The organism is Pseudomonas sp. SK, assembly GCF_012975065.1.
Classification (GTDB): Bacteria; Pseudomonadota; Gammaproteobacteria; order Pseudomonadales; family Pseudomonadaceae; genus Aquipseudomonas; species Aquipseudomonas anuradhapurensis.
The window spans coordinates 5,532,373-5,550,341 of record NZ_CP051857.1 but is presented as its reverse complement, the minus strand read 5'-3'; the positions used below and the strand labels follow the sequence as shown (position 1 = coordinate 5,550,341).

Below are 17,969 nucleotides of genomic sequence, written 5' to 3'. Positions count from 1 at the left end.
TTCTGCCTGGGAGGCTGCAATGCGTTGGGGGAGCTACTTCGCCGTACTGGCATCGGTGCTCAGCGTCGGGCTGGCGCTCGGCGTGAGCATGCCGCTGGTATCCTTGCGCCTGGAGGCGTGGGGCTATGGCAGCTTCGCCATTGGCGTGATGGCCGCGATGCCGGCGCTGGGTGTACTGGTCGGCGCCAGTCTGGCCAGCCGCCTGGCTGGCTGGGTCGGCGTCCCTTCAGCCATGCGCCTTTGCCTGTGGGGCGGGGCGCTGTCGATCGGCCTGGTCGCCTTGCTGCCCAGTTATCCGCTGTGGCTGTTCTTGCGCCTGCTGATCGGTATGTCGCTGACCGTGGTGTTCATCCTCGGCGAGAGCTGGATCAACCAGTTGGTGGTCGAGCAGTGGCGAGGCCGCCTGGTGGCGCTGTATGGCAGCAGCTATGCCCTCAGCCAGCTGGCCGGGCCGTTGGTGCTGGGCTTTCTCGGCTCCGATGATGACTTTGGCTTCTGGGCCGCTACCGCCTTGCTACTGGTGGCACCGCTGATTCTCCTGGGGCGTGGCGGCGCACCGAGCACCGAAGCCTGCACTGTCACCTTCAGCGACCTGTTCGCCTTCTGCCGGCGTTTGCCGGTGATTGCCTGGGCCATCGCCCTGTTCGCCTCGTTCGAGGCAATGATCCTGACGTTACTCCCGGTGTACTGCCTGCAGCAGGGTTTCAGTACCGAAACGGCCCTGTTCATGGTCAGTACCGTGGTGGTGGGCGATGCGGTGTTGCAACTGCCCATTGGCGCGCTGGCTGACCGTATGTCGCGACGTGCCCTGTTCACCGGTTGTGCGGTGACCTTGCTGGTGTCCAGCCTGGTCATTCCGCTATCGCTGCACACGCCGCTGATCTGGCCGCTGTGGGTGTTGTTCGGGGCCAGCGCCGGGGGCTTGTTCACCTTGTCGCTGGTGTTGATCGGCGAGCGCTACCGCGATGATGAGCTGGTCCGGGCCAATGCCCATGTGGCACAACTGTGGGGCATTGGCTGCCTGCTCGGGCCATTGCTGGCAGGGGCGGGAAGCCAGTGGCTCAGTGGGCACGCGCTGCCGTTGCTGATGGCGCTGGGGGCTGCGGGGTTGGTGGTGTTGACCCGGCGGCGTGGGGCTTTCGAGCCTGCATCGGCTTGATAGAACCTGGGGCCGCTTTGCGGCCCATCGCGACGCAAGGCCGCTCATACAGGCGATATCCCCGGTAGGAGCGGGCTTGCCTCGCGATGGGCTGCAAAGCAGCTCCAAATCCGGTTACAGCATCTTTTCCAGCCCGACCGCCTTGCTGATCCAGGCATTGAACCGCCGCCATATGCCGCCCGGCTCGGAGGTCAGCATGTGCCGCTGGCCATTGTCCTCGGTCGCCCACACCAGTTTGTCGCCCACCAGCTTCACCTGGTAGCTCAATGCGGGCGCCATACCCTGCTGGGCCAGCTCGCGGGTGTACTCGGCCAGTTCCGGGCTGTCCACCAACACGCCGACCTCGGTATTCCACAGCACCGAACGTGGGTCGAAGTTGAACGAGCCGATGAAGGTCTTGCGCCGGTCGAACACGATCGCCTTGGTATGCAGGCTCGAATCCGAGCTGCCGTGGTAACTCAAGCGCCCGGCGCTGGGGTCACCGGGTTGCCGACGCAGCTCGTAAAGCTGCACGCCGTGCTCAAGCAAGGCCCGGCGGTAGGGCGCATAGCCGCCGTGCACCGCCGGCACGTCGGTGGCCTCCAGCGAGTTGGTCAGCAGCTTCACCGACGTGCCGGCGTCGGCACGGCCGGTCAGGTACAGCAGGCCAGGCTCGCGCGGCACGAAATACGCCGACATCAGGATAAGTTCGCGATGCACGTTGGCCAGGTCCGGCGCGAGCTGCTGGCTCAGCAGCAGTTGCGGGTCCGGTTCGTCATCAGCCAGCACCTTGCTTGGTGCATCCCACAGCGCCTGGGCGTGGGCCCAGATCAGTTCGTTGCGCCACACGTCCAGGCGCGGTTGTGCTTGGTAGGCCATCAAGCGGTCGTACAGGGCTTTACGTTGGGTCCTGGCTTCGGCCAACGACACTTCCAGGCGGTGGCGGCTGGCACTCAGGTCGCTGGCATCCGGATCGTGCCAGAGGAAGTCGGTGATCGGCCGGCTGAGAGCGCTGTTCCAGTACTGGTCGAAACTGTGCCCCAACTGCTCGGCGATCGGGCCTACCCCCAGCAGGTCGATGTCGGTGAAATTGAGGTTGGGCTCGGCATCGAAATACTCGTCGCCCAGGTTGCGCCCGCCGACGATGGCCATGCTGTTATCCACCAGGAACAGCTTGTTGTGCATGCGCCGGTGCTGACGCGACAGGTTGAACAGGCGGCCTACGGCGCGCGTTACACCAGTGCTGCGGCCCAGGTGCAATGGGTTGAACACGCGGATGTGGATGTTCGGGTGGGCATCGAGGGTGCCCATGATCACGTCCAGGCCATCGCTGGTGGTGTCGTCGAGCAGGATGCGTATGCGTACGCCACGGTCGGCAGCACGCAGCAGCTCATGCACCAGGGCGCGGGTGCTGAGGCCGTCGTGGACGATGTAGTACTGCAGGTCGATGCTGGTCTGGGCGTTGCGGATCAGTTCGGCGCGGGCGCGGAACGCCTCGTTGCTGTTGGGCAGCAGGCGAAAGCCGGAGCGGCCGCTGTACGGTGCAGCTTGGCGCAGCACCGAGCGGCCGAACGCCGAGTCGTTGGCCGGCAGCGCCTGGCTGGTTTCGCGGGGCGTGCCGACGCTGGCGCAGCCGGCAAGGCCGAGCAGTAGCACCAGCAGCAGAGGCAGGGCTCGCTGGAGTCTCAAGGGTGAATCGTCCTGTGCAACGAAGGCTTGAAGGGTTGGACCGTAGCGGGCGGCGCAAAGTTACGCGCCCGCGTTTTCTTCATCCAGTAGACGAAGGGCGGTTTCACCGACCTTGCGCACTGCAGCTTCGATCTGCGCTGTCGGCCGCGCGGCGAAGTTCATGCGCAGGCAGTGGCGGAATTTGCCCGAGGCCGAAAAGATGCTGCCTAAGGCAACCTGCACGCCTTGCTCCAGTAAAGCGCGGTTTAGCCGCAGCGTATCGAAATGTTCAGGTAATTCCACCCACAGCATGAAACCACCCTGCGGCCGGCTGACCCGCGTGCCCGGCGGGAAGTAGCGGGTCACCCAGTCGCTCATCAGGTCGCGGCTGCGCTGGTACTGGCTGCGCATGCGCCGCACATGGGGTTGGTAGTGCCCGGCGGCGATGAAGTCGGCAATGGCCAGCTGCGGTTGGCTGGCGGTGCTGCCGGTGCTGATATATTTCATGTGCAGCACGCGTTCCAGGTAACGCCCGGGCGCCACCCAGCCTATCCGCAGGCCGGGGGCGAGGGTCTTGGAGAACGAGCTGCACAGCAGCACGCGGCCATCGTCGTCGAAAGACTTGAGGGTGCGCGGGCGCGGGTAGGTGTAGGCCAGGTCACCGTACACATCGTCTTCGAGAATGGCCACGTCGTAGCGCTGGGCCAGGCTCAGCAAGGCCTTCTTGCGCGCCTCGGGCATGATGTAGCCGAGCGGGTTGTTGCAGTTGGGGGTGATCTGGATGAGCTTGATCGGCCATTGTTCCAGGGCCAGCTCCAGCGCCTCCAGGCTGATGCCGGTGACTGGGTCGGTCGGGATTTCCAGGGCTTTCATGCCCAGGCCCTTGAGGGTCTGCATGGCCCCATGGAAGCTCGGCGAGTCGACTGCGACGATGTCGCCGGGTTCACATACCGCGCGGATGCTGCACGACAGCGCTTCATGGCAACCCGTGGTCACCACCAGGTCGGCCGGGCTCAGGCGGCAGCCAGAGTCGAGCGTCAGCCGCGCCACTTGCTCGCGCAGGGCCAGGTTGCCGTGAATGTTGTCGTAGTACAGGCCAGGCATGTCCTGCCTTCTGCTCAGTTGGGCGAGGCTGCGCAGCAGTGGCTTGAGGGTGGGGCTGTCGATGTCGGGCATGCCGCGGCCGAGCTGGACAACATCCTGGCGCGGCGTGCTGCGCACCAGTTCCAGCACCTGTTCCCACTGTGAAATGTCCACCGGACGCTGGGCCGGGCGGCTGACGGCGGGAAGGGCAGGCAGCTGGCGGAGGGTGCTGACGAAGTAGCCGGACTTGGGTCGCGGCGAGACCATGCCGCTGTCTTCCAGCATGCGATAGGCCTGCTGCACGGTGCTCAGGCTGACCCCGTGCTCCACGCTCAGGGCGCGCACCGACGGCAGGCGCTGGCCGGGGCGGTAGAGGCCCTGCTCGATACGGGCGCCGAGCAGTTCGGCGAGGTTCAGGTAGAGGGTCACGGCATACTCCTGAGCTGCATTGGCATAGCGACCGGTACAGTTGCGTTGAAAATACAGCATTCAGTCAGTCAGCGGCCAATTCTGTATGGGAATAATAAGGCTGTATTGGATCTGTATTGCCGGTGCTTGCAGCGCGCATGCTTTCTCCACGGTATCAATCGAACGGAGAACGCAGCGATGGGTGGCATGAGCGATGTGCGCTTGCAACTGTTGGCCAAGGAACTGGAAGCCGGGCAGCAGGCCAAGGTGTTCAACGCGCCGCAAGGGTTGGGGCGTTGGGGGCTGATGCTGCATCGCTGGCATACCCGCAGGGCGTTGCTGCAGCTGACTGACGATGAGTTGCGCGACGTCGGGCTGAGCTGGGAACAGGCGCGTACAGAAGGGCGCAAACCCTTCTGGAAAGACTAGTCACGGCAGGTGCCGCTCGGTCTGTGTAGGAGCGGCCTTGTGTCGCGAAAGGGGTGCGTAGCGCCCCCAAGCCTCCAGTGTCACCGCAGGTATTGCTGGGCCGCTATGCGGCCCTTTCGCGACACAAGGCCGCTGTTACGCTTCAGATCAGCTCTTTCAGGCGATGCCACAGCATCCCCAACGCCAGCAGTGGCGAGCGCAGGTGTTGGCCGCCCGGGAAGGTGATGTGCGGCACCTTGGCGAACAGGTCGAAACGCCCGCTCTCCTGGCCGCTGATGGCCTCGCCCAACAGGCGCGCGGCCAGGTGCGTGGCATTCAGCCCATGGCCGGAGTAGGCCTGGGCGTAATAGACATTCGGCTGGCTGGCCAGGCGGCCGACCTGTGGCAGGCGGTTGGCGCCGATGCCGATCATGCCGCCCCACTGATAGTCGATGCGGACATCAGCCAGTTGCGGGAATACCTTGAGCATCTTCGGCCGCATGTAGGCGGCAATATCCTTGGGGTCACGCCCTGAATAATGGCAGGCACCGCCGAACAACAGGCGCTGGTCGGCGGACAGGCGATAGTAGTCCAGTGCTACACGCTGGTCGCACACGGCCATGTTCTGCGGCAGCAGCATACGCGCACGCTCTTCGCCCAGCGGTTCGGTGGCGATGATGTAGCTGCCCGCCGGCAGCACCTTGCCGCCCAGTTCGCGGTTGAGGTTGTTGTGGTAGGCATTGCAGCACAGCACCAAGGTCTTGGCCCGCACCCGGCCTTGCGCGGTATGTACCTGTACCTCTGGGCCGTAGTCGATGCGGGTTACCTCGGACTGCTCGAACAGCTGCACGCCCAGGCGGCTGGCCACGGCGGCTTCACCCAGGGCCAGGTTGAGCGGGTGCAGGTGCCCGGAGCCCATGTCGACCAGCCCGCCCACATAGCAGTCGGCGCCGACCACGCTGTGGATATCGTCCTTGCCGACCAGGCGCAGTTCATGGGCATAGCCCAGGCTGCGCAGTTCTTCGGCGTCTTCGGCAAAGCCCAGCAGCTCGGCAGGCTTGTTGGCCAGGTCGCAGTAGCCCCAGGTCAGGTCGCAGGCGATGGCATGCTTTTCGACCCGCTCGCGGACGATTTGCACGGCCTCCAGGCCCATCAGCTTCATGCTGCGTACGCCTTCCTCGCCGATCACCGGGGCGAACTGCTCCAGGCCATGACCGACGCCGCGGATCAGCTGGCCGCCATTGCGCCCACTGGCGCCCCAGCCGAGCTTGCGGGCTTCCAGCAGGATGACCGAGAAGCCGCGCTCAGCCAGCTCGATGGCGGTGTTCAGGCCCGAATAACCACCGCCGACGATGCACACATCGGCGCTGTGTTCACCTTGCAGGAAAGAGTGATCAGGGTGTGGCGCGCTGCTGGCGGCGTAGTAGGAGGCGGCGTGCTGCGCGCTGTGGATCATTGGCTCGGTCCTGAAGCTGGTGGGCAAGGGAAGGAGGATAAGCCGGGGCTCTGGGGTGGGCAACCGCCTGGCCTGGCGTGTCAGGGATGCTGGGGCCGCGCTGCGGCCCTTTCGCGACACAAGGCCGCTGCTGCAAGGCGCCGGTGCGCCTATAATCCGGCCAGGTTCCCTACGTTGTATTCAGCCATGTCCTGCAACCGCCACAAGATCCATTTCCTGCGCGAACTCATCCCTTCATTCGAGTGCGAACCCGGCTGCCATGACTGCTGCGGCCCGGTCACCACGTCGGCAGAAGAAATGGCGCGCCTGCCGCGCAAGTCGCAGGCCGAGCAGGACGCTGCCCTGGAACGCCTGGATTGCGTGCACCTGGGCCCCAACGGCTGCACCGTCTACGAAGAGCGGCCGATGATCTGCCGGCTGTTCGGCACCACCTCGCGCCTGGCCTGCCCGCGGGGCCGTGGCCCGGAGCAGATGATCGACCCTGCCGCCGAGCAGCTGGTCCACCAGTTCATCGCCACCACGCGCCAGGTGCTGGTCTAGCCTCAGTCCGGAATCGGCAGGCAGAGGCTTTCCTTTACCTCTTCCATCACGATGTAGCTCTTCGATTCGCGCACGTGCGGCAGCTTCAGCAGGATGTCGCCAAGCAGTTTGCGGTACGAGGCCATTTCCGAAATGCGCGCCTTCACCAGGTAGTCGAAGTCGCCCGAAACCAGGTGGCACTCGAGCACGTGTGGCAGTTTCAACACCGCACGGCGGAACTCCTCGAAGGTATCCCCCGACTTGTAGTCCAGGCTGATTTCCACGAACACCAGCAGGCTGCCCTTGAGGTGCTGCGGGTTAAGGCGGGCGTTGTAGCCCATGATGATGCCCTCGCGCTCCAGGCGGCGAACCCGCTCGGTGCAAGGGGTAGTGGACAGCCCGACTTTCTCGCCCAGTTCGGTGAAGGAAATACGCCCGTCGTTCTGCAGGATACGCAGGATGTTGCGGTCGATCTTGTCCAGCTCACGCTTGCTCTGGTGCTGGGTTCGCATAGGGGATGCCCCTCCGTGAAAGGCAATCTTGCCGAGAATTCTCGCCAATAATAGGCTTTTATATAGTGAATTGCACTGCCTTCAAATTCCTATACTGCGCGCATCCATGCCATTTCAACAAAAGACTGCGGTGCGCCGCGTGCGAGGAATAAAACGATGCGAGTTCTGGTACTTGGTAGCGGTGTAATCGGAACCGCCAGTGCCTACTACCTGGCCCGGCAAGGTTTCGAAGTAACGGTGGTCGACCGCCAGCCGGCGGTGGCCATGGAAACCAGTTTTGCCAACGCTGGCCAGATCTCGCCCGGCTATGCCTCGCCCTGGGCTGCACCGGGCGTGCCGCTGAAGGCCATCAAATGGCTGCTGGAGCGCCATGCCCCGTTGGCCATCAAGCTCACCGGCGATGTCGACCAGTACCTGTGGATGGCGCAGATGTTGCGCAACTGCACCGCCAGCCGGTACGCGGTGAACAAGGAGCGCATGGTGCGCCTGTCCGAGTACAGCCGTGACTGCCTCGACGAGCTGCGGGCCGAAACCGGCATCGCCTACGAAAACCGCAGCCTGGGCACTACCCAGCTGTTCCGGACCCAGGCCCAGGTAGATGCCGCAGCCAAGGACATTGCCGTGCTCGAACAGTCCGGCGTGCCTTACGAGCTGCTCGACCGCGACGGCATTGCCCGCGTCGAGCCGGCCCTGGCTGGCGTGAAAGACATTCTGGCCGGCGCCCTGCGCCTGCCCAACGACCAGACCGGTGACTGCCAGCTGTTCACCACCAAGCTGGCCGACATGGCCACCAAGCTGGGCGTGGAGTTCCGCTTCGGCCAGGACATCCAGCGCCTGGACTTCGCCGGCGACCGTATCAATGGTGTGTGGATCGACGGCAAGCTGGAAACCGCCGACCGCTACGTGCTGGCACTGGGCAGCTACTCGCCGCAGATGCTCAAGCCGCTGGGCATCAAGGCTCCGGTGTATCCGCTGAAGGGCTACTCGCTGACCGTGCCGATCACCAACGCCGACATGGCCCCGACGTCGACCATCCTCGACGAGACCTACAAAGTCGCGATCACCCGTTTCGACAACCGTATCCGGGTTGGTGGCATGGCTGAAATCGCCGGCTTTGACCTGTCGCTGAACCCGCGTCGGCGCGAAACGCTGGAGATGATCGTCAACGACCTTTATCCTCGCGGCGGTGACCTGAGCCAGGCCAGCTTCTGGACCGGCCTGCGTCCGGCGACCCCGGACGGTACGCCGATCGTCGGTGCCACGGCGTTCCGCAACCTGTTCCTGAATACCGGCCACGGTACCTTGGGCTGGACCATGGCGTGTGGCTCCGGTCGCCTGCTGGCCGACCTGATTGCGCGCAAGAAGCCGCAGATCAGTGCCGAAGGCCTGGACATCTTCCGCTATGGCAACAGCCGGGAAGTGGCCAAGCATGGGCAGGCTGCGCCGGCTCACCAGCAGTAAGTTCGCCTGTACCGGCCTCTTCGCGGGCTCGCCCGCTCCCACAGGAACACCACAGATGTTGAAAACTGTGCAGTACCTGTGGGAGCGGGCGAGCCCGCGAAGAACCCAACACCGATTTCAACCCGAACCACCATAAGGCAGCCGCCATGCGTCCCGCCCGCGCCCTGATCGACCTCCAGGCCCTGCGCCACAACTACCGTCTGGCCCGTGAACTGACCGGTGCCAAAGCCCTCGCCGTGATCAAGGCCGATGCCTACGGCCATGGCGCCGTGCGCTGTGCGCTGGCCCTGGAAGCCGAAGCCGACGGCTTTGCCGTGGCTTGCATCGAAGAGGCGCTGGAGCTGCGCGCCGCCGGTATCAAGGCCCCGGTGCTGTTGCTGGAGGGCTTTTTCGAGGCCAGCGAACTGGCGCTGATCGCCGAGCACAACCTGTGGTGCGTGGTGCACTCGCTGTGGCAGCTGGAGGCGATCGAGCAGACCCAGTTGCACAAGCCGCTCACTGTCTGGCTCAAGCTCGACAGCGGCATGCACCGAGTTGGCCTGCACCCCAAGGATTACCACGAGGCCTACCAGCGCCTGCTGGCCAGTGGCAAGGTCGCGCGCATCGTGCTGATGAGCCACTTTGCCCGCGCCGACGAGCTGGATGCCGATGCTACCGCCCAGCAGATCGCCGTATTCGAAGCCGCTCGCCAAGGCCTGGCCGCCGAATGCAGCCTGCGCAATTCGCCCGCTGTGCTGGGTTGGCCGCAGGCACCCAGTGACTGGGTACGCCCGGGCCTGATGCTGTACGGTGCCACGCCGTTCGAGGTAACCCAGGCCGAGGCCGAACGCCTGCAGCCGGTGATGACCCTGCAGTCGCGGGTGATCAGCGTGCGCGAGCTGCCCGCCGGCGAGCCGGTGGGCTATGGCGCCAAGTTCGTCAGCCCGCGGCCGACCCGTGTGGGCGTGGTCGCCATGGGCTATGCCGATGGCTACCCACGCCAGGCGCCGAATGGCACCCCGGTGCTGGTCGCCGGCAAGCGCACGCAACTGATCGGTCGTGTATCGATGGACATGCTCAGCATCGACCTGACCGACATACCGGAAGCGACTGTCGGCAGCCCGGTCGAACTGTGGGGCAAGCATGTGCTGGCCAGCGAGGTGGCTGCCCAGGCTGGCACCATTCCCTACCAGATCTTCTGCAATCTGAAGCGGGTACCGCGGGACTACTGCGGCGAATGAAACGCTGAAGCGGACAGGTTGAGGGGCTGTGTGTTGTAAATACTGAACGGCATTGCCATGATATCGTTCACATCCACCCCCCTTTTCCACCGTTTCAGGAGGCTCCAGCTTTGGACGTCGGCGAACGACTGCAAGCCATCCGCAAGCTCAAGGGCCTGTCCCAGCGTGAACTCGCCAAGCGAGCCGGGGTGACCAACAGCACCATCTCGATGATCGAGAAGAACAGCGTGAGCCCTTCGATCAGCTCGCTGCGCAAGGTGCTGAGCGGCATTCCCATGTCCATGGTCGAGTTCTTCTCGGTCGAGCTGGAACCTGAAAGTCCCACGCAGATCGTCTACAAGGCCCATGAGCTGATCGATATCTCGGACGGTGCGGTGACCATGAAGCTGGTCGGCAAGTCGCACCCAAACCGTGCCATCGCCTTCCTCACCGAGGTGTACCCACCGGGCGCCGACACGGGTGCCGAAATGCTCACCCACGATGGCGAGGAAACCGGCATCCTGCTGGAAGGCCGCCTGGAGCTGGTGGTCGGCAACGAGATCTTCATTCTCGAGGAAGGCGACAGCTACTACTTCGAAAGCACCCGCCCACACCGCTTTCGCAACCCGTTCGACCGGCCGGCGCGGTTGATCAGCGCGGCGACACCTTCGAACTTTTGATCCAGCGCAGTGCATTGATTCGGCAATACCCCTTTCCCGTGTAGGGTCGTTTCACGGCCTCCGGGTTCCCGCTATACTTTTCAGCGCTCGCCGATCCGTGGCCGCGAGCGTGATTAGCCACCATGAGGGTGTTCGCGTGAACCAAATCAAGAAGATGCTGGCCGTACCAGCAGCCGTATTCGCCCTCTGGGCAATGAGCGCAACCGCTGCGACCAAGGATGACATCGCCAAGCGCCTGGAGCCGGTCGGCCAGGTGTGTGTGCAGGGCCAGGAATGCAAGGGCATGGAAGTGGCCGCTGCCGCTGGTGGCGGTGGTGCCAAGACGCCGGATCAGATCATCGCCAAGCACTGCAATGCCTGCCATGGCTCCGGCCTGCTCGGCGCGCCGAAGATTGGCGACACCGCAGCCTGGAAAGAGCGTGCCGACCATCAGGGCGGCCTGGATGGCATCCTGGCCAAGGCCATTACCGGTATCAACGCCATGCCACCGAAAGGCACCTGCGCGGATTGCTCGGATGATGAGCTGAAAGAAGCGATCAAGAAGATGTCCGGGCTGTAAGAGTCCGCTGAATTGCACAAGGCCCGCCTGATTCTGGCGGGCTTTGTTTTTGGCGCGCCTGTACCGGCCTCTTCGCGGCTGAAACCGCTCCTACAAGAGCCTCACGCTCCTTGAGGCTGGCGTTGTACTTGCAGGAGCGGCTTCAGCCGCGAAGAGGCCGGCACAGGCAACCAATGACTTCCGGCCCGTGTCCAACCCCTGAACCCATGGATGTCTCAGGAGGCCCCGATGCACCTCTGCTCCATCGATCAGGCTGTCGAGCAGGTCCTGGCGCGCTTGCCAGCCCACATCCACATGGGCCTGCCGCTGGGTCTGGGTAAGCCGGTCGCTTTCGTCAATGCCCTGTATGCCCGTATACGCGAGCAGCCCGAGCGCCGCCTGACCATCTACACCGCACTCTCGCTCGGCCGTCCAGCACTGGGCGATGGCCTGCAGCGGCGCTTTCTCGAACCCTTCGTCGAGCGGGTGTTCGCCGACTACGAAGAACTCAGCTACCTCGCCGACCTGCGCAACGACAGCCTGCCGCCGAACATCCGGGTCGAGCAGTTCTTCCTGCAGCCCGGTAGCCTGCTGCACAGCGAGTCTGCCCAGCAGGACTACGTCAGCAGCAACTACAGCCACGCCGCGCGCGATATCAACGCCAAGGGCCTGAACCTGATTGCCCAGCTGGTGGCTGCCACCCCGGAGCGGCCGGTGCACCTGAGCCTGGCGTGCAACCCTGACATCACCCTCGACCTGTTGCCGATGGTCGCCAGGCGCCGTGCCGCTGGCGAAACCATCCTCATGCTTGGCCAGGTGCATGCCGAACTGCCGTACATGCCCGGCGACGCCGAGCTGCCCATGGATGCCTTCGACCTGCTGCTCGATGAAGCCGAGCAGCGTCGCCTGTTTTCCACGCCGAACATGCCGGTGAGCACCCAGGATCATTGCATCGGCCTGCATGCCAGCAGCCTGGTACGGGACGGCGGCACGTTGCAGATCGGCATCGGTGCCATGGGCGATGCGGTAGCCGCCGCCCTGCTGGCGCGCCAGGGCGACAACGCCGGCTACCGTGCCGTGCTCGATGACCTGGATATTGGCCCATGGCAAGCGCTGATCGAACGGGAAGGGGGGCTGGGTGGTTTCGCCCAGGGGTTGTATGGCTGCAGCGAGATGTTCGTCAACGGCCTGCTGGTGCTGGCTGAGGCGGGCCTGCTGCGACGCCCGGCGGATGCGCAGGGCAGCGTGCTGCACGGCGGCTTCTTCCTTGGCCCTCAGGCCTTCTACCAGCGCCTGCGTGACATGACGCTGGAACAGCGGGCGCGGTTTGCCATGACCCGCATCAGCTTCATCAACGAGCTGTATGGGCAGGAGCAACTCAAGCGCCGCCAGCGTCGCGATGCGCGCTTCATCAATACCGTGTTCGGCATGACCCTGCTTGGTGCCGGGGTGGCCGACCAGTTGGAAGATGGTCGTGTCCTCAGCGGCGTGGGTGGCCAGTACAACTTCGTCGCCCAAGGGCATGCGCTGGAAGGTGGGCGCTCGATCCTGCTGCTGCGCAGCTGGCGCGAGGCGGGCGGCGAGGTGACCTCGAACCTGTTCTGGACCTATGGCCACTGCACCATTCCGCGGCACCTGCGCGATATCGTGGTGACCGAATATGGCATTGCCGACTTGCGCGGGCAGACCGACAGCGAGGTAATTGCACGTTTGCTGGCGGTGTGTGATTCACGGTTCCAGCAGGGGCTGATCGAACAGGCAAAAGACGCTGGCAAGCTCGCCCGGGATTTCCAGCTGGATTCGCGCTTCACCGACAACACGCCGCAGCGGTTGGAAGCGATCAGGGCGAAGCATGCGCGGCTGTTCCCGGAGTACCCGCTGGGCACGGACTTTACGGCGGAAGAGCGGGATTTGCTGCGGGCGCTGAACTGGTTGAAGAGCAAGTTCAAGCTGAGCGAGGTGCTGGAGCTGGGCAAGGCAGCGCTGGATGCGCCGGGGCCAGAGGGCTATGCGAGGCACCTTGCGCGGATGCAGCTGGACCAGCCGCAGGGGTTGAAGGAAGAGCTTTACCAGCGGTTGCTGCTGGCGGGCTTACAGGCTGCAAAATAAACGCTCGGACATACTGTCCCGTGTGGGAGCGGGTTTACCCGCGAATGCGATGGCGCATCCCAAATCGCATTCGCGGGTAAACCCGCTCCCACAGAGATCGCATAGCGGCCTTATTCGATGAAAGTCACCACACCACCTTCCAGCGACTTCACCCGGGCCAGCGATTCGACGCGGTAGCCCTGGCTGTCCAGCTCGGCACGGCCACCCTGGAACGACTTCTCGATGACGATGCCCAGGCCGGCCACGGTCGCGCCGGCCTGCTTGATGATCGAGATCAGTGCCTGCGACGCCTTGCCGTTGGCCAGGAAGTCGTCGATCACCAGTACACGGTCGCTGCTGTTGAGGTGGCGCGGCGAAATGGCCACGGTGTTCTCGGTCTGCTTGGTGAAGGAATACACCGAGGCAGTCAGCAGGTTTTCGGTCAGGGTCAGCGACTGGTGCTTGCGGGCGAAAATCACCGGCACGCCCAGCTTCAGGCCGGTCATCACCGCCGGAGCGATGCCCGAGGCCTCGATGGTGACGATCTTGGTCACGCCGGCGTCGGCGAACAGGCGGGCGAACTCGTCACCGATCAACTGCATCAGCGCAGGGTCGATCTGGTGGTTGAGAAACGCATCGACTTTGAGAACCTGATCGGAAAGCACGATGCCTTCTTCGCGAATCTTCTGGTGCAGTGCTTCCACTGTGTTTACCTCGAAACAAAGGTGGCCGCTGTACGCGGCAATAGTAAAGAGTAATGGTTGATCAGCGTTTGAGCATCGCCCGGATATCGGCCAGGGCGTTGTTGCCGCGTGCCGCCTTGACCTCGACCGGCGCATCGTCCAGGCCCTCCCAGGCCAGGTCTTCCGGCGGCAGTTCATCGAGGAAGCGGCTGGGTGTGCAGTCGATGATTTCGCCGTACTGCTTGCGCTTGGCGGCGAAGGTGAAGGCCAGGGTCTGGCGCGCGCGGGTGATGCCCACGTAGGCCAGGCGGCGTTCCTCTTCGATGGTGTCGGCCTCGATGCTGGAACGGTGCGGGAGGATTTCCTCTTCCATGCCCATGATGAACACGTAGGGGAACTCCAGGCCCTTGGAAGCATGCAGGGTCATCATCTGCACGCCTTCGGCGTTCTCTTCTTCTTCCTGCTGGCGCTCGAGCATGTCGCGCAGCACCAGCTTGCCGATGGCGTCCTCGATGGTCATGTCACCCTCTTCGTCCTTTTCGAGGGTGTTCTTCAGCGCTTCGACCAGGAACCAGACGTTGCTGATGCGGAATTCGGCAGCCTTGTCGCTGGCGGTCTGCTGGCGGATCCAGTTCTCGTAGTCGATGTCGCGGATCATCTCGTGCAGTGCGGCAATCGGGTCTTCCAGGGCAACCTTGTGGCGCACCCCGTCCAGCCAGTGCTTGAAGCGCTGCAAACGCTCGGTATAGCGGGCGTCCAGGTGCTCGCCCAGGCCCAGCTCCTCGCTGGCGGCATACATCGAGATGCCGCGCTCGGTGGCGTAGTTGCCAAGCTTTTCGAGGGTGGTGGAGCCGATTTCCCGGCGCGGTACGTTGATCACCCGCAGGTAGGCGTTGTCATCGTCCGGGTTCACCAGCAGGCGCAGGTAGGCCATCAGGTCCTTGACTTCCTGGCGGCCGAAGAAGCTGTTGCCGCCCGACAGGCGATACGGCACCTGGTGATGCTGCAGCTTCAGTTCGATCAGCTTGGCCTGGTAGTTGCCCCGGTAAAGGATGGCAAAGTCGCTGTAGGGGCGGTTGGTGCGCAGGTGCAGGGTGAGGATTTCCATGGCCACGCGTTCGGCCTCGGCTTCCTCGTTCTTGCAGCGGATCACGCGGATCTCGTCGCCTACGCCCATCTCGCTCCACAGCTGCTTCTCGAACGCGTGCGGGTTGTTGGCGATCAGCACGTTGGCGCAGCGCAGGATGCGGCTGGTGGAGCGGTAGTTCTGCTCCAGCATCACCACCTTCAGGGAGGGGTAGTCCTCCTTGAGCAGCATGAGGTTTTCCGGCCGGGCACCACGCCAGGCATAGATCGACTGGTCGTCGTCGCCGACCACGGTGAACTGGTTGCGCATGCCGATCAGCATCTTCACCAGCAGGTACTGGCTGGCGTTGGTGTCCTGGTATTCGTCCACCAGCAGGTAGCGCACGCGGTTCTGCCAGCGCTCCAGCACGTCGGGGTGCTCCTGGAACAGCTTGACCGGCAGCAGGATCAGGTCGTCGAAGTCCACCGCGTTGAACGCCTTGAGCGTGCGCTGGTAGTGGGTGTAGACGATGGCGGCGGTCTGCTCGCGCGGGTTGCGCGCCTTTTCCAGGGCCTCGGGCGGCAGGACCAGGTCGTTCTTCCAGGCACCGATCATGTTCTTGATCTCGTCGATGCCGTCGTCGCCGGAGTATTCCTTCTGCATGATGTCCGACAGCAACGCCTTGATGTCGGACTCGTCGAAGATCGAGAAGCCCGGCTTGTAACCCAGGCGCTCGTGCTCCTTGCGGATGATGTTCAGGCCAAGGTTGTGGAAGGTGCACACCGTCAGGCCGCGGCCTTCGCCCGGGCGCAGCAGGGTGGCGACCCGTTCCTTCATCTCGCGGGCGGCCTTGTTGGTGAAGGTCATCGCCACGATGTACTGGGCACGGATGCCGCAGTTCTGGATGAGGTGGGCAATCTTGCGCGTGATCACGCTGGTCTTGCCCGAACCTGCACCGGCGAGCACCAAAAGAGGGCCGCCGACATAGTCACGGGCTTCCTGCTGCCGGGGATTGAGTCGGGACATGCTAGAAACCGGGGGTCGCCAGAAAATAGCCGCGCATTCTAACAGGCATGCGGCCGTTATGGCGCGACCGTCTGACGTCTGAGTCAGACTTTTGTGACCGTTCCAGTATTAGTGCAGCTAATCCTAGGCACTGAAAAAAACGTATTTGCCGGTTGGGTCCGTTTCGCGCAGGATGCACGACAAAATACGTCGGGATGTTACGCCTGCCTTTGCGCGCACAAATTTAGAAATCATTCTCATTTGTGCAGTAGCATACCCGAACTCTTCCGTTGCACCGTGAAGCCCTAAGGAGCCCGCTTGTCCACGCCTGTCGAACCTCTGCGTTTGCTGCTGTTGGCTGATGAGCCGGAATGGACCGTATTGCTGCGCGACTGCGTGCAGGCATTGGACGGTGCTGCAGTGTTGCTGACTGCTCCCAACTGGGAGGCGGTAGACAGCCTGTTCAGCAATGACCGCCAGGCTGTCGTGCTGGCCACCCCGGCTTTGCAGCCTGCACCCGGGCGCTGCGACCTGCCGACCATCCTGCTGCTCGAGCATGAGCCCGAGCTGCCACCGAGCGCGGTCAGCGATTGGCTGGTGCGCGAGCAACTCAATGCCGACAGCTTGCGCCGCTCGCTGCGCCATGTGCGTGAACGCGGCGTGCTGGTGGCCACCTTGCAGCGCCTGGCCGAGCAGGACCCATTGACCGGTATCGCCAACCGCCAGGGCTTCCAGGCCTTGCTCGCCGCGCGCCTGGCCGAGAACGATGGTCGCGGCGTTGCCCTTGGCCATCTGGACCTGGACAACTTCCGTCACGTCAACGATGCGCTTGGTCACCAGAGCGGTGACCGCCTGATCCTGCAAGTGGTGGCACGCCTGAAGCAGCAACTGGAGGCGGGTGACCAGCTGGCGCGCCTGGGCAGTGATGAATTCGCCCTGCTGATCGACACCCGCCGTGACGCCAACCGCGCCGAGTGGATTGCCGAGCGCATTGTCGAAGCGTTGGCCGAGCCCTACTGGATCGACGGCGAAAGCCTGCTGCTGGGTTGCAGCCTGGGCCTGGCCCATGCGCGGGTCCAGGGCGGGGCCGACCCGCTGATGTGGCACGCGCACATTGCCATGCGCCAGGCCAAGGGTAGCCAGGGCTGTACCTTCCATGTGTTCAACGAGCGCATCAACCGCAATGCCCGCAGCCTTGCCGACCTGGAGAGCGAACTGCGTCGCGCCCTGCGCCGTGACGAGCTGGAGCTGCACTACCAGCCGCGACTGAACCTGGCCGATGGGCGCATCGTTGGCCTGGAGGCGCTGGTGCGCTGGCGGCATGCCGAGCGTGGCCTGTTGCCGCCCAGCGAATTCGTGCCGCTGGCCGAGCAGAGCGGGCTGATCGTGCCGTTGGGCTACTGGGTCATTTCCCGTGCCCTGCGTGACATGCAGGCACTGTGCGAGGGCGGGCTGGAGCCGCTGCACATGGCGGTCAACCTGAGTTTCCGGCAGTTCCAGGACAGCCAGTTGCTGGCCACCTTGAGCCGGCTGATCATCGAGCATGGCGTCGATGCCCGCTGGCTGGAATTCGAACTGACCGAAACAGCGGTGATGCGCCGCAACGAGCTGGTACGCCAGACCATGGATGCCCTGGGTCGCCTGGGTGTGCGTTTCTCGCTGGATGACTTCGGTACCGGGTTCTCTTCGTTCGTGCACCTCAACAGCCTGCCGATCACCTTGCTCAAGGTGGACCGCAGTTTTGTGGCCGAAATGGAAATGCGTGAAGAGAACCGCAAGCTGGTGCACGCCATGATCAACCTGGCGCACAACCTCAACCTCGAAGTGGTGGCCGAGGGAGTGGAGAGTGAAGAGCAGCTGGCCTTGTTGCGCGGGTTCGGTTGTGACCAGGTGCAGGGCTTCCTGGTCAGCAAGCCGTTGCCGATGGGCGAGTTGATGGAGTTCTTGCTGGATTACAGCAAGCCGAAGCTGGTTAGCCTGTGACATCGCAGGGGAGGGCTTCGCCCTCCTGTCGCGACGCAAGGCCGTTCCTACATTGATCGGCGAACGCAGGCCCA

15 protein-coding genes are annotated in these 17,969 nt (G+C 63.9%); 9 read left to right on the top strand and 6 right to left on the bottom strand.

Annotated elements, in window-relative coordinates:
* The first annotated feature begins 19 nt into the window (after positions 1-19).
* On the top strand, positions 20-1,159 hold the full coding sequence (locus HG549_RS25240; protein ID WP_170033785.1) for an MFS transporter: 1,140 nt from the start codon (positions 20-22) through the stop codon (positions 1,157-1,159).
* Positions 1,160-1,273: 114 nt separating this feature from the next.
* Here the strand turns inward: HG549_RS25240 and HG549_RS25235 are convergent, their stop codons facing one another.
* The gene (locus tag HG549_RS25235) at positions 1,274-2,827 is read right to left on the bottom strand and encodes a phospholipase D family protein (RefSeq protein ID WP_170033783.1); all 1,554 of its coding nucleotides are present in this window, start codon (positions 2,825-2,827) and stop codon (positions 1,274-1,276) included.
* Between the two features lie 60 nt (positions 2,828-2,887).
* Positions 2,888-4,318 carry a PLP-dependent aminotransferase family protein gene (locus HG549_RS25230; protein ID WP_170033781.1) on the bottom strand — a complete coding sequence of 477 codons (1,431 nt, stop codon included), beginning with the start codon at positions 4,316-4,318 and terminating at the stop codon, positions 2,888-2,890.
* A gap of 177 nt (positions 4,319-4,495) precedes the next feature.
* On the opposite strand from HG549_RS25230, the gene HG549_RS25225 reads away from it, so the two are divergent.
* Positions 4,496-4,726 carry a DUF1127 domain-containing protein gene (locus tag HG549_RS25225; protein WP_170033779.1) on the top strand — a complete coding sequence of 77 codons (231 nt, stop codon included), beginning with the start codon at positions 4,496-4,498 and terminating at the stop codon, positions 4,724-4,726.
* A gap of 142 nt (positions 4,727-4,868) precedes the next feature.
* Here HG549_RS25225 and HG549_RS25220 read toward each other — a convergent pair whose 3' ends face one another.
* Entirely contained in the window at positions 4,869-6,161 is a 1,293-nt protein-coding gene (locus HG549_RS25220; RefSeq protein WP_170033777.1) for an FAD-binding oxidoreductase, read from the bottom strand.
* Between the two features lie 186 nt (positions 6,162-6,347).
* On the opposite strand from HG549_RS25220, the gene HG549_RS25215 reads away from it, so the two are divergent.
* Positions 6,348-6,701, top strand: coding sequence for a YkgJ family cysteine cluster protein (locus tag HG549_RS25215; RefSeq protein ID WP_170033775.1), 354 nt, complete (start codon positions 6,348-6,350; stop codon positions 6,699-6,701).
* A gap of 2 nt (positions 6,702-6,703) precedes the next feature.
* Here the strand turns inward: HG549_RS25215 and dadR are convergent, their stop codons facing one another.
* On the bottom strand, positions 6,704-7,192 hold the full coding sequence (dadR, locus tag HG549_RS25210; RefSeq protein ID WP_003258963.1) for a transcriptional regulator DadR: 489 nt from the start codon (positions 7,190-7,192) through the stop codon (positions 6,704-6,706).
* A gap of 156 nt (positions 7,193-7,348) precedes the next feature.
* Here dadR and dadA point away from each other — a divergent pair, with 156 nt between their 5' ends.
* The 5 genes from dadA (at position 7,349) to HG549_RS25185 (ending at position 13,179) form a co-directional block, all read left to right on the top strand.
* Positions 7,349-8,653: a D-amino acid dehydrogenase gene (gene dadA, locus HG549_RS25205; RefSeq protein ID WP_170033773.1), complete on the top strand. Its 1,305-nt coding sequence runs from the start codon at positions 7,349-7,351 to the stop codon at positions 8,651-8,653.
* Positions 8,654-8,799: 146 nt separating this feature from the next.
* On the top strand, positions 8,800-9,873 hold the full coding sequence (gene alr, locus HG549_RS25200; RefSeq protein ID WP_170033771.1) for an alanine racemase: 1,074 nt from the start codon (positions 8,800-8,802) through the stop codon (positions 9,871-9,873).
* Positions 9,874-9,983: 110 nt separating this feature from the next.
* Positions 9,984-10,532: a cupin domain-containing protein gene (locus HG549_RS25195; protein ID WP_013974777.1), complete on the top strand. Its 549-nt coding sequence runs from the start codon at positions 9,984-9,986 to the stop codon at positions 10,530-10,532.
* Positions 10,533-10,686: 154 nt separating this feature from the next.
* On the top strand, positions 10,687-11,091 hold the full coding sequence (locus HG549_RS25190; protein WP_170034348.1) for a cytochrome c5 family protein: 405 nt from the start codon (positions 10,687-10,689) through the stop codon (positions 11,089-11,091).
* A gap of 228 nt (positions 11,092-11,319) precedes the next feature.
* Positions 11,320-13,179, top strand: a complete 1,860-nt coding sequence (locus HG549_RS25185) for an acetyl-CoA hydrolase/transferase family protein (protein ID WP_170033769.1) — start codon at positions 11,320-11,322, stop codon at positions 13,177-13,179.
* 110 nt (positions 13,180-13,289) lie between these two features.
* On the opposite strand, the gene HG549_RS25180 is transcribed toward HG549_RS25185, so the two are convergent.
* Together HG549_RS25180 and rep are read right to left on the bottom strand one after the other, a co-directional pair.
* Positions 13,290-13,862 carry a xanthine phosphoribosyltransferase gene (locus tag HG549_RS25180; protein ID WP_009683322.1) on the bottom strand — a complete coding sequence of 191 codons (573 nt, stop codon included), beginning with the start codon at positions 13,860-13,862 and terminating at the stop codon, positions 13,290-13,292.
* 61 nt (positions 13,863-13,923) lie between these two features.
* Entirely contained in the window at positions 13,924-15,933 is a 2,010-nt protein-coding gene (gene rep, locus HG549_RS25175) for a DNA helicase Rep (RefSeq protein ID WP_170033767.1), read from the bottom strand.
* A gap of 297 nt (positions 15,934-16,230) precedes the next feature.
* Between rep and HG549_RS25170 the strand changes: the two genes are divergently transcribed.
* Positions 16,231-17,895 (top strand): bifunctional diguanylate cyclase/phosphodiesterase, encoded by a 1,665-nt coding sequence (locus HG549_RS25170; RefSeq protein ID WP_170033765.1) that lies wholly within the window; start codon positions 16,231-16,233, stop codon positions 17,893-17,895.
* Positions 17,896-17,969: the final 74 nt, after the last annotated feature.